Annotated in this window: 10 protein-coding genes; 7 read left to right on the top strand and 3 right to left on the bottom strand. The window is 71.5% G+C overall.

What is annotated here, in order from left to right; translation table 11 throughout:
* Positions 1–22: 22 nt before the first annotated feature.
* Positions 23–664, bottom strand: coding sequence for an LppM family (lipo)protein (locus A1QA_RS0103440; protein WP_017177531.1), 642 nt, complete (start codon positions 662–664; stop codon positions 23–25).
* A gap of 342 nt (positions 665–1,006) precedes the next feature.
* Between A1QA_RS0103440 and A1QA_RS0103435 the strand changes: the two genes are divergently transcribed.
* The 5 genes from A1QA_RS0103435 to A1QA_RS16435 all read left to right on the top strand — a co-directional run bounded on the left by A1QA_RS0103435 (position 1,007) and on the right by A1QA_RS16435 (position 7,188).
* On the top strand, positions 1,007–2,854 hold the full coding sequence (locus tag A1QA_RS0103435) for a phosphoenolpyruvate carboxykinase (GTP) (protein WP_017177530.1): 1,848 nt from the start codon (positions 1,007–1,009) through the stop codon (positions 2,852–2,854).
* A 465-nt stretch (positions 2,855–3,319) separates the two neighbouring features.
* Positions 3,320–4,573, top strand: coding sequence for a phosphoribosylamine--glycine ligase (purD, locus tag A1QA_RS0103430; protein ID WP_017177529.1), 1,254 nt, complete (start codon positions 3,320–3,322; stop codon positions 4,571–4,573).
* A 90-nt stretch (positions 4,574–4,663) separates the two neighbouring features.
* Positions 4,664–5,587: a phosphoribosylaminoimidazolesuccinocarboxamide synthase gene (locus A1QA_RS0103425; protein ID WP_017177528.1), complete on the top strand. Its 924-nt coding sequence runs from the start codon at positions 4,664–4,666 to the stop codon at positions 5,585–5,587.
* A 20-nt stretch (positions 5,588–5,607) separates the two neighbouring features.
* The gene (locus A1QA_RS0103420; RefSeq protein ID WP_051000544.1) at positions 5,608–6,246 is read left to right on the top strand and encodes a hypothetical protein; all 639 of its coding nucleotides are present in this window, start codon (positions 5,608–5,610) and stop codon (positions 6,244–6,246) included.
* Positions 6,247–7,188, top strand: a complete 942-nt coding sequence (locus A1QA_RS16435; protein ID WP_017177526.1) for a hypothetical protein — start codon at positions 6,247–6,249, stop codon at positions 7,186–7,188.
* Between the two features lie 36 nt (positions 7,189–7,224).
* Here A1QA_RS16435 and A1QA_RS0103410 read toward each other — a convergent pair whose 3' ends face one another.
* Complete coding sequence (locus tag A1QA_RS0103410) at positions 7,225–8,481, bottom strand: ATP-binding protein (RefSeq protein WP_026048651.1); 1,257 nt, start codon at positions 8,479–8,481, stop codon at positions 7,225–7,227.
* 219 nt (positions 8,482–8,700) lie between these two features.
* On the opposite strand from A1QA_RS0103410, the gene A1QA_RS0103405 reads away from it, so the two are divergent.
* Together A1QA_RS0103405 and purQ are read left to right on the top strand one after the other, a co-directional pair.
* The gene (locus A1QA_RS0103405) at positions 8,701–8,955 is read left to right on the top strand and encodes a phosphoribosylformylglycinamidine synthase subunit PurS (protein ID WP_026048650.1); all 255 of its coding nucleotides are present in this window, start codon (positions 8,701–8,703) and stop codon (positions 8,953–8,955) included.
* A 3-nt stretch (positions 8,956–8,958) separates the two neighbouring features.
* The gene (gene purQ, locus A1QA_RS0103400) at positions 8,959–9,672 is read left to right on the top strand and encodes a phosphoribosylformylglycinamidine synthase subunit PurQ (RefSeq protein WP_017177523.1); all 714 of its coding nucleotides are present in this window, start codon (positions 8,959–8,961) and stop codon (positions 9,670–9,672) included.
* A 577-nt stretch (positions 9,673–10,249) separates the two neighbouring features.
* Here purQ and A1QA_RS0103395 read toward each other — a convergent pair.
* Complete coding sequence (locus tag A1QA_RS0103395; RefSeq protein ID WP_017177522.1) at positions 10,250–11,704, bottom strand: glycosyltransferase; 1,455 nt, start codon at positions 11,702–11,704, stop codon at positions 10,250–10,252.
* Between the last annotated feature and the right edge of the window lie 159 nt (positions 11,705–11,863).

Below are 11,863 nucleotides of genomic sequence, written 5' to 3'. Positions count from 1 at the left end.
TGAGGTCGCTGGCCCGCCGGTGTCAGGCCTGTGCCCGGGAGCGGCGGCGTCTGATCGCCGCCGCCGCGACGGCCACCGCCAGCGCGGCCGTGCCGCCGGTGATCCACCAGGAGTAGCGGTCCCAGAAGCCCAGGCCCTTGTTCGCCTCCGCGTAGCCGGTGGCATGGATCCCCGCGAGGATCGTGTCTGTGTCCTTCCAGGTGACGGTGCGGCCGTCCGCCTTCCCGTGCCCATCGTCGACGACGGCGCCGGGGAAGGTCACCGAGATGGTTGAGTCGAGCGGCGGGGCAGTCGCCCCACTTGTCGCCGTGGGGCCGACCGGATCCTGGAATCCCTGCGGGGCCCCGGATTCCTGCGCGCCCGTCGGGGCAGTGAGCCCGTCGGTGAGCGACGTCAGATCGACGACGTACAGGTCGTCCTTGCGCACGACGAGCGCGCCCGCAGCGGCCTGGTCCGAGGTGGGGACCTCCACCCCGCTGAGGGTGATCTTGCAAGCGATCTCGTTGTCATCGGCCTCGAGGACCTCGGCCTGCGAGGTCGCGGATGTCTCCGCCACGGCCTTGTCGGCCAGTCCCTGGCAGTCGTCCTTGGACTTGAGGACCTCGCCCGTGGAGTCCCGCATCTCGATGACGGCGCTGTAGCGGCCATCGGCGCCGATCTCCATTTCGAGATTGGCCGTGCAGGCACTGAGCGCCACCGCCAGGGGCACGGCGAGTGCGACGAGGCGGGCTGACCGGCTCCGCCGATGGCAGCGGCGGGCCTGGGCGAGTCTGGCGTTTCGGTGAGGGGCGGTGCTCATCACTGCTCGACGGTACCCCGGCTGGCAAGGGGCGCTGCTCCTCGGCGGACGCCATGGGAGTGTGGCACAGGCCATGATTCCACCCTACCTCTGCGCTTCTGGTGAAAGAGTCCCGATAGGACCAAGGTGCGCGTGACTCCCGGCGCGTTGTGGGGGAGGATTGGCCCCGACCGATCGAGAGTCAACCAACCCAAGGAAGGGGCTCATATGACTGCCACTGCGCAGGATGTCCGCGCCGCTGCTCCCGCCAACGCGCCCGAGGACGTCATCGACTTCGCCATCCGTCTCGCCGAGCTCGGCAAGCCGGAGAAGGTCTACTTCTGCGACGGCTCCCAGGAGGAGTGGGACCGCCTGACCTCCGAGATGGTCGAGTCGGGCATGTTCACCCGCCTCAACCCGGAGAAGCGCCCCAACTCCTTCCTCGCCCGCTCGCTGCCCAGCGACGTCGCCCGCGTTGAGTCCCGGACCTTCATCTGCTCCGAGAAGGAGGAGGACGCCGGCCCGACCAACAACTGGTACGACCCGGCGGAGATGAAGAAGATCCTCCACGAGAAGTTCGACGGCACCTACGTGGGCCGCACGATGTACGTCATCCCCTTCTCCATGGGACCGCTGGGCGGCCCGATCTCCCAGCTGGGCGTCGAGATCACCGACTCGCCCTACGTCGTGTGCAACATGCGCATTATGACGCGCATGGGCTCGGCCGCCATGGACCTCATCGGCGAGGGCCGCACGTGGGTGCCCTGCGTGCACTCCGTGGGCGCGCCCCTCCAGCCCGGCGAGAAGGACACCCCCTGGCCCTGCAACGACGAGAAGTACATCACCCAGTTCCCGGAGACCAACGAGATCTGGTCCTACGGCTCCGGCTACGGCGGCAACGCCCTGCTGGGCAAGAAGTGCTACGCGCTGCGCATCGCCTCGACCATGGCCCGCCGCGACGGCTGGATGGCCGAGCACATGCTCATCCTGCGCCTGACCCAGGAGAGCACCGGCAAGCAGTACCACGTCACCGCCGCCTTCCCGTCCGCCTGCGGCAAGACCAACCTCGCCATGCTCCAGCCCACGATCTCCGGCTACAAGGTCGAGACCGTCGGCGACGACATCGCCTGGATGCGCCCCGGCCCCGACGGCCGTCTGCGCGCCATCAACCCCGAGGCCGGCTTCTTCGGCGTCGCCCCGGGCACGTCCTACAAGACGAACCCGATGGCCATGGAGACCATGAAGGCCAACTCCATCTTCACCAACGTCGCCCTGACCGACGACGGCGACGTGTGGTGGGAGGGCATCGACGCCCCGCTGCCGGACCACCTCATCGACTGGCAGGGCAACGACTACACGCCCGCCGACGCCGAGGCCGGCAAGAAGGCCGCGCACCCCAACTCGCGCTTCACCACGCCCGCCTCGCAGTGCCCGATCATCTGCCCCGACTGGGAGGCCCCCGAGGGCGTGGCCGTCGACGCCGTCCTGTTCGGCGGGCGCCGCGCCACCAACGTGCCGCTGGTCGCCGAGCAGTACGAGCCCGCCCACGGCGTGTTCATCGGCGCCTCCGTGGCCTCCGAGGTCACCGCGGCCGCCCTGGACGCCAAGGTCGGGGCCCTGCGCCACGACCCCTTCGCCATGCTGCCCTTCTGCGGCTACAACATGGCCGACTACTGGGGCCACTGGCTGAAGATGCAGGAGGAGCTGGGCGACAAGTTCCCCAAGGTCTACCAGGTCAACTGGTTCCGCAAGGACGAGAACGGCAAGTTCATCTGGCCCGGCTACGGCGACAACTCCCGCGTCCTGGACTGGATCGTGCGCCGCGCCGGCGGCGAGGTCGAGGCCATCGAGGGCGTGACCGGGCTGTACCCGAAGTTCGAGGACTTCAACCTCGAGGGCATCGACGTCGACCGGGCCGCCTGGGACAAGATGTACGACATCGACCCCGACGCCTGGGCCGCCGAGATGGACGACACCGAGGAGTACTTCGCCCAGTTCGGCGACAAGCTCCCCGCGGAGATCACCGCCGAGCTCGCCCGCTTCCGCGAGCGCATCGCCGAGGCCAAGAAGGCCTGAACTGACGCCGCGCGGCTGACGGCCCCCGCCTGACGCCGCGAGCACAGCACCGGTCCGCCCCGGTCCCTCAATCGAGGGACCGGGGCGGACGTGTCTGTGGGGGAGCGGGGCGGGTGGCACGGTGGACGGACGGTGGGCGGCGCAGCGGTCTGGGTGGCGGTCCGGGCCCACCATCCGCGGCCCTCGTTCCTCGGGCCGCTCCCGCCAGCCCCGCCACGGTCCCGGGCCACCACCCAGCCCGCTACGCGGGCGCGTGGTCTCCGCCGTCCGGCCTGCCTGCCAGGCGCCCTCCGGCAGGACGCGGTTTCACCCCTCTGGCCGGGGTCTTACTGGTCAGGACGGGGGCCGGACCCCCGTCCTAACGGGCAAACACCCGGTTCGTCCCCCGAACCCGCGTCTTGCCAGTGCCTCACACGCGCTGAGTGTCTGGGTGGCGCTGCGGGGGCGACGCCGTAGGCTGGGGGAGTGAAGATCCTGCTGCTGGGGTCCGGCGCGCGCGAGCACGCCCTGGCCCGCGCCCTCGCATCCGACCCCGTCACCACCGAGCTCGTCGTCGCCCCCGGCAACCCGGGCACGGCCGCCATCGCCACCAACATCAGCGCTGACGCCAACGACCCCGACGCCGTCGTCGCCCTCGCCCAGCAGATGGGCGCCGAGCTCGTCGTCATCGGCCCCGAGGCCCCACTCGTCGCCGGAGTCGCCGACGCCGTCCGCGCCGGCGGCATCCCCTGCTTCGGCCCCGGCGCCGAGGCCGCCCGCCTCGAGGGCTCCAAGGCCTTCGCCAAGGAGGTCATGGCCTCCGCCGGCGTCCCCACCGCCGAGGCCGCCGTCTGCGAGACCCCCGCCGAGCTCGAGGCCGCCCTCGACCGCTTCGGCGCCCCGCACGTCGTCAAGGAGGACGGGCTTGCCGCCGGCAAGGGGGTCGTCGTCACCTCCGACCGCGCCGCCGCTCTCGACCACGGGCTCGCGTGCCTGGCCAAGGACGGCGGGCGCGTCGTCGTCGAGGACTACCTCGACGGCCCCGAGGCCTCCGTCTTCTGCGTCTGCGACGGCGCCACCGTCCGCGCCCTCGCCCCCGCCCAGGACTTCAAGCGCCTCGGCGACGGCGACGCTGGCCCCAACACCGGCGGCATGGGCTCCTACACCCCCCTGACCTGGGCGCCCGCCGACCTCGCCGAGCAGGTCGTGGCCACCGTCGCCCAACCCGTCGTCGACGAGCTCGCCCGCCGCGGAACCGCCTTCGTCGGGCTCCTCTACTGCGGCCTCGCCCTGACCTCGAAGGGCATGCGCGTCGTCGAGTTCAACGTGCGCTTCGGCGACCCCGAGACCCAGGCCGTCCTCGCGCGCCTGACCTCCTCCCTGCCCGAGCTGCTCCTGGCCGCCGCCACCGGCCGCCTCGCCGAGGTCCCCGAGCCGACCTGGAGCGAGCGGGCTGCCGTCGACGTCGTCCTCGCCGCCCCCGGCTACCCCGGCACCGTCACCACCGGCGGGGCCATCACCGGCATCGAGGAGGCCGAGCGCGTCGACGGCGTCCACGTCCTCCACGCCGGGACCGGCCGGGGCGACGACGGCGCCCTGATCGCCACCGGCGGCCGGGTCCTGTCCGTCGTGGCCCTCGGCGAGTCCGTCGCCGCAGCCCGCGAGCGCGCCTACGAGGCGATCAGCCGCATCCACCTCGACGGCGCCCAGTACCGCACCGACATCGCCGCCGGCCGCTGAGCCTTGCCTGATCGCCACGCGCCCCGCGCCGCACCGCCAATGGGCAGGCTCCCGCTGCGCGCGGGCAGGTCAGGGTGGCAGGATGGGCGCATGAGCACCACTCCAGGCCCCGCCCCCCTGACGATCCCGGGCTGGGCCCACCGCTCCAGTGGCAAGGTCCGCGACGTCTACACCCCCGAGGCCACCAGCCCCTGGGCCGGTCAGGACGTCCTCCTCGTCGTCGCCTCGGACCGCATCAGCGCCTATGACTACGTCCTGGACACCACCATCCCGGACAAGGGCCGCATCCTCACCGCCATGTCCGCCTGGTGGTTCGAGCGGCTGGCCGACGTCGTCCCCAACCACCTCGTCACCCTCGACGTGCCCGAGGAGGTCACCGGGCGCGCCATGATCTGCCGCCGCCTCGACATGTACCCCATCGAGTGCGTCGCTCGCGGCTACCTCACCGGCTCGGGCCTCATCGAGTACCGCCTCAACAAGACCGTCTGCGGCCTGCCCTTGCCCTACGGCCTCACCGAGGCCTCCCTCCTGCCCCAGCCGATCTTCACCCCCGCCGCCAAGGCCGAGGTCGGCGAGCACGACGAGAACATCTCCTACGAGCGCGTCGTCGAGATGGTCGGGGAGGCCACCGCCGCCAAGCTCCGCTACGTCACCCTCGCCCTCTACACGCGCGCCGTCGACATCGCCGCCCGGCGCGGCATCATCATCGCCGACACCAAGTTCGAGCTTGGTGCCGGCCCCGACGGCGCCCTCGTCCTCGGCGACGAGGTCCTCACCCCGGACTCCTCCCGCTTCTGGCCCGCCGAGGAATGGGAGGAGGGCAAGCCCGCCCCCTCCTTCGACAAGCAGTACGTGCGTGACTGGCTCGTCTCCCCGGCCTCCGGCTGGGACCGCTCCTCCGGCGAGCAGCCCCCCGCCCTGCCCGACGACGTCGTCGAGCGCACCCGCGCGCGCTACCTCGAGGCCTATGAGCGCCTCACCGGCACGCCCCTCGACCTCGGGGAGGCCCAGTGACGACGGCTGACCCGAGCGCCATGCCTGGTCCCGTCCCGGGCTCGCCCGGCGGCGCCGCGCCTCGGGTGACCCGCAGCTTCAGCCCCGGCCGGGGATTCGTCGTCCTCGTCGTCGTGGTGACGATCGTCGTCATCCTCGCCCTGGCCGCCGCGCTGGCCAGCGCCCTCGGCGCCCGGGGGACCTCCGCGATCCTCGGCGGCATCGCCCTGCTCGTCGTCGGCATCGGGCTCATCGCCGCCCTGCGGGTCCCCGCCCGCTCGCTCGTCGTCAACGCCCCGCGCCTGCGCCTGGACCGCAACCGCGCCGCGGCCGCCCGCAAGCGCGTCGCCGCCTCCGGGGCTGTGGGCGCCCAGAACCGGGGGCGCCCCGGCCAGCCGGCCGCCCCCGGCGCGGAGCTGACCGTGATCCCCTCCGGTCACTCGACCGCCATCGCCCTGCCCGAGCCCTCCGGCCGCCGCGAGCTCACCGCCCTCGATGTCGTCTCCGGCCCCGTGTCCACGGCGCTGGTCTCGACCTCGCTGGGCCGCGCCGCCGACGAGCGACTCTCCGGCACGACGACGGGCGAGTCGCTGCTGCGCCTCGGCCAGATCCTCGTGGCCGCCTTCGGCTTCCTCCTCATCTCCCTCGGACTGGCCTCCATCCTCGGGCAGGTGATCTGAGTGACCCCGCCTCTCGGCCGCGATCGTCGGCCGGAATCCGAGCGCGGCCCCGTCAACTGGGGCCAGTCGCGGCCCTCTCGGGGCTCCGGCAGGCGGCAGCGCACCACCTGGTCCGAGGCTGAGATCATCGACGCCGAGGAGGACCTGGGTATTGATCCCGAGAATCTCGGCCGCCGCTTCTATCCAACCTCCGACGCCGATGACGGCGACGGCGGGAGCGGTGCCCCCCGCGCGGACCGCCCGACCCCATCCGGCCGGTTCCGCCTCCGCAACCCGCGGGGCACCGACTGGGGGGTCGGGCGCGGCCGCTCCACGGAGCCCACGCCCCTGCAACGGGCCCGGACCCCGTGGCCGGCCTCCGTCGTGCGCCAGCGCCTGGCTGGCATCGCCTGCGCCCTCGTCGGCCTCGTCCTGGCGACCACCTCGGCGATGCACCTGGCCACCGCCGCCAACGCCGGGCACCCCTGGGTGCCGCCCTGGCTCGTCGTCGTCCTGGGCGGTGCGGGCCTCGTTTCCGCCGCCGGCTACCTCGCCTGGGCCGGGGGCACGCCCGTGCGCGGCGAGGCCCAGCGCTGGGAGCCGACCCTCGTGGACGTGGCCGCCGGACTGACCAACGGCGACGTCGATGTCGCCGATCCCCAGCACCTGCTCACCTCCGGCGTCCAGGACGAGCCTGCCGGATTCGCCGCCACCGGGGCGGGGCCGCGCGTCGCCGTCGGCTCGGGCCCGCGCCCCCTCATGGGAACCTCCACGGTGGACCAGTCGAGCCAGGCTCCCGCGGGGGTCGCCGGCGCCGTCGGCGGGTTCATGCTCGCCGCCGCCGTGGTCTGCGCCATCATCGCGCTCGTGCTCGGGCCCGCCTGGCTCATCGGCACCTGCGCCCTGGCCATCGGCGGCATCCTCGCCCTCAAGCTCGCAGGCGACTGGCTCGGCCGCATCTAGGCCCGCAGGCGCCTCGCGCGGAGGGGCGTACCCGGCCTAGCCCAGCTCCCAGAGCGCCGACACGGGGACGGACCAGATCCTCTTTCCCATCGGCCTGACCCTCTCATCTGTCGTGAGGACGATCCCCGCGACGAATCTCTCCCCGATCTGATCCCTCAGCCAGGCCAAGTGCCGCGTTTCAGAGAGCGATGCGGAGGATGCGGCCTTCACTTCGATGCCGATCACCCGATCGTCGTCGAGCTCGGCAATGAGATCGACTTCCCTCCCATCAGGGGAGCGGTAGTGGCTGAGCGCGAAGCGCTCCTCGCTCCACCCCTGCTGTCGGAGGAGCTCGGCGGCGACGAACGCCTCCAGGAACCCTCCCAGTGCGGAACCGGCGACGAGATCCTTGAGCGTGGCGGACCTCGTGCGGGTGAGGTGGACGGCGAGTCCGGTGTCCGCGAGGACATACTTCGAACGACCGATCTCCCGCTTGAGAAGATTGGGCGTCCACGGCGGGATACGGTCGATGAGGAACAGGGCGCGAAGCAGATCCATATAGGCGGACGTGGTCGCGGCGGGAAGATTCGCCGTCCCGCCCAGCCTGGTGATGACCGTCTCCGAGCCCTGGGTGGCCGCGACCTGCGTCAACAGGGTGCGCAGCCTCAATGGGTCGGACAAGCGGGCGAGCTCCCTGACATCCCGCTCCAGGAGGAGGGAGATGTAGGAGTCGTACCAGTGGGCGCGAAGCCGGGGAGAGAGCCCCACCGCCTCGGGGTACGAGCCGGCGACGATGCGATCGACGTAGTCGTCGCGTGTGAGCCGCGAGCGATAGGTCTCATTGAGCTCGCCCCCGACGACCGCGGAGATGAAGTCGTCGGGCTCGCTGCCCAGCTCTCCCTGTGACAAGCCATGGACTCGCGCCATGATGAGGCGACCAGCGAGAGAATCGGCCATCTCCTGCTTCGCCGTCAGATTGGCGCTGCCGGTGATGAGGAAGCGGCCCGGCGCGCGGTTTGAGTCGATGGCCGCCTTGAGGACCAGGCCGAGTGCTGGGACGCGCTGGAACTCGTCGACGACGAGCGTGCCGCCCGGGGCCTGGGCCAGGAACCCACGGGGATCGGCCTCGGCCGCGGCGCGGACCTCAGGATCATCCAGGGTGAGGAAGCGCGAGGAGGAGCCCTCGCTGCCAGTGAGCATGGAGGCGAGAGTCGACTTCCCGACCTGCCTAGCGCCTACGATCCCGACTGCCGGGAAGTGTGTGAGAAGCTCGTGTGTCCTGGTCGATACGTGCCGTGTCAGAAGGCCTTTCATGCCAGTATCGTAGCCCGTTTCTGTGGATTGGTGGCAGGGTTCGCCGTTGATTGGTGGCAGGGTTCGCTGTGGATCGGTGGCAAGGTTCGCTGTGGATCGGTGGCAGGGTTCGCTGTGGATCGGTGGCGGGGGCTCGGCGCGATGGACAGCTCCGGAGGCGCCGGGGCGGACTGGTTACACTGGTCGCGCCGCACTTCCCCCACCTCCCAGGAGAGCACATTGGGACGCATCGTTGTTGAAGTCATGCCCAAGCCGGAGATCCTCGACCCGCAGGGCAAGGCCGTCATGGGGAGCCTGCCCAGGATCGGCCTCACCGGATTCACCGGAGTGCGGCAGGGCCGCCGCTTCGAGCTCGCCGTCGAGGGGCCCGTCGCCCAGGAGCACCTCGACGCCGCCGCGCAGGCCGCCAGCACCCTCCTGTCCAACCCCATCATCGAGGACGTCGTCTCCATCCACGTCGCCGAGGAGGACTGAGCCGTGACCGACAGTCCCGCTGGCGCCCGCATCGGAGTCATCACCTTCCCCGGAACCCTCGACGACGTCGACGCCGCCCGCGCCATCCGCCTCGCCGGGGGCGAGGCCGTGAGCCTGTGGCACAAGGACGCGGACCTCAGGGGAGTGGACGCCGTCATCGTCCCCGGCGGCTTCTCCTACGGCGACTACCTGCGCTGCGGCGCCATCGCCCGCTTCGCCCCCGTCATGGGCGAGGTCATCAACGCCGCTGGCGCCGGGATGCCCGTGCTCGGCATCTGCAACGGCTTCCAGATCCTCGCCGAGGCGCACCTGCTGCCCGGCGCCCTCATCCGCAACGACCACCAGAAGTTCTACTGCCGCGAGCAGCGCCTGCGCGTCGAGTCGGCCACCACCGCCTGGACCGCCAGCATGGACGAGGGCGAGGAGATCGTCGTCCCGCTCAAGAACGGCGAGGGCAACTTCATCGCCTCCCCCGAGGAGCTCGACCGCCTCGAGGGCGAGGGGCTCGTCGTCTTCCGCTACATCGACAATCCCAACGGCTCGGCCCGCGACATCGCGGGAGTGAGGAACGAGCGAGGGAACGTCGTCGGCCTCATGCCCCACCCCGAGCACGCGGTGGAGCCCGGCTTCGGTCCTGACTCTCCCGCGGGCCCCCGCACCGGCACCGACGGCCTGCGGATCTTCCACTCGGTTCTCAGCTCACTCGTGGCCGCCTGAGCCGCCTCCCCTCCTCCGCCCCGCTGGACGCTCCTCGCGCCCAGCGGGGCGGATCGCGTCCCAAGGAGGGGGTGGGCCTCGCGGGCCAGCGCCGGGGAAGGGCGCCCGCCGCCGCGCGTCGGGGCGCGAGAGGAACCTGCGAGAAACCTGGGAGTTATCCACAAGGCCGCCTGGCGGGCTGTGGACAAGCCTGTGTTCATCACTCTGAGATCAAAGCGCCAGAATCGTGTCAGCATCGTGATCGGGGGCGAGTGGTCCCATGTCGGGGCGGCCTTCCCAGGGACCTCCCAGGATCGGCGTCGTGCTGCGGGAAACGCGGCGCCGGATCGCTAGAACGTGAGGAAAACCGCACAATCTCGGGGATTTGACCAATCCTGGTAGAAGCCTGTACTCACCCTGAAAAGAGACTTGTGCCCCCGCATGTGGTACATGCGGGGGCACAAAACTGGATGTGATGGCGCTTTCACAGGCCGATGCCCGCTATCTCGCGGCTCGTCCCCCACTGCGCACATGCCTGTGGAGGAAGCCTGTGGAAAACTTCTGGGGAGATGGCTCGCGGCTCCTCCGGGAGTGGGCCTCAGGATCGCTCAAGCGCCGCCGCGAGGGCGTCGAGGACCTCCAGGAGATGCCGATCCGGCAGGAAGGAACGGCGCACCGACTCGTGCGCCGTCGCCCCCATCTCCGCCGCCCGCTCGGGGAAGAGGAGGAGGTCCGCCACCGCCTGTGCCCAGGCGGCGCCGTCGTGCGGGTCCACCAGGACGCCGTCGACGCCGTCAGTCACCTGCGTGCGGATTCCCCCGACGCCCGAAGCGACCACAGGGGCCTTCTTCCACATCGCCTCGGCCACCGTCAGACCGAAGGCCTCGACGATCGAGCGCTGGGTCACCACCGAGCTCACCCGCTGCGCGGCATTGACCACAAGGGCGTTGATCTCCCGGTCCTGGGCGGGGACGGCCGCGACATGGATGCGCGAGCGCGCCGCCGCGGGAAGGAGCTCGACGGCGTCGACGACCTCATCCAGCACCCGCGCGGCCGTGGTGTTCTCCTCGGGGCAGGGGCCCACGAGCAGCAGGTGCGCGTCCTCGGGGAGCGCCCCGAGGTTCTCCGCGAAGGCGATCGCCAGCTCCTTCATTCCCTTGAGACGGTCCCAGCGCGAGACCTGCGTGATCGTCCGCGCCCCGAGCGGCACGGGGCCCCCGACGCGCATGACGCCGCCCTGGCAGCCCTCGGCCGCCGTCGCCCGGAGCGCTGCCGTCCGTCCGTCGCCGCGGATGAAGGGGAAGGCGTCGAAAGGGGGCGCGCCGTCGAAGATCCCCGCCAGGCGCGCGATCGACCAGGCCTCGTCCATGTCGAGGACTCGGTTCTTGGGGCTGTCGGGGTTGATCGAGGGCGGGATGACGGCACAGCCCTCGGGCTCGGTGAACGGGGGCCGGTACTCCTCGCAGGAGACGATCACGTAGTCCGCGTCCTCCAGGTAGCGGTCGAGGAAGGCCCACGCGCGCTGGGCGTCCTCGACTCCCTCGGGGCTCGCGGTGGCCAGGTCCGCGCCCGCGTGGCAGCGCCAGATGACGACGGCGCCCGCCGCCTTGAGGGCGCGCGCGAGTCCGGCGGTCGCCGGGTCGTGGAGGATGACGATGTCGCCCTCGCGGATATCCCCGGCGACGTTCTCCGCGTTCGAGGCCAGCGTGTGCTCGTAGAGGTCGCGCTCCTTGTCCCCCAGGCGGCCGCGATCCCCGATATCGCCGTGGATCCACGAGTGCAGGCGCCCGCTGAGGGCGGCGAACTCCGCCGGGGCGTCCAGGCACAGCCACCTGGCGTCGACCCCCAGGCCGCGGGCGTAGCCCACCAGGGGGGCGACGGTCTCCACGGGGCCCGCGCCAGCCTGGTCCGTGGGGGTGACGGTCCACAGGACGCGTCCCTCCAGGAGGGCCTGGGCGGCGGCCACGCCGTCGCGGAGCCGGTGCGCGGCGACCTCGTCGAGGTGGGACTCGAGCTCGGACAGGGGCAGTGGTGCGACGTCGATGGTTCTCATGGCACGATCTTGCCCTGTCCGCGTGTGAGACGCCGCACCTTTGGGGTGAGTCTTCATCTCGAATCCCGACGGCGCGCTCCCGGCCGGCTCACCTGGGGGACTAGCGACTGGGTCCTCCCACGTCCCGGGTATTCTCAGGCACGGCCCCCTCCCGCCCAC

Source organism: Actinomyces timonensis DSM 23838 (genome assembly GCF_000295095.1).
Lineage (GTDB): Bacteria > Actinomycetota > Actinomycetes > Actinomycetales > Actinomycetaceae > Actinomyces > Actinomyces timonensis.
The sequence above is the reverse complement of the archived record's forward strand: the minus strand, read 5'-3'. Positions and strand labels throughout refer to the sequence as shown.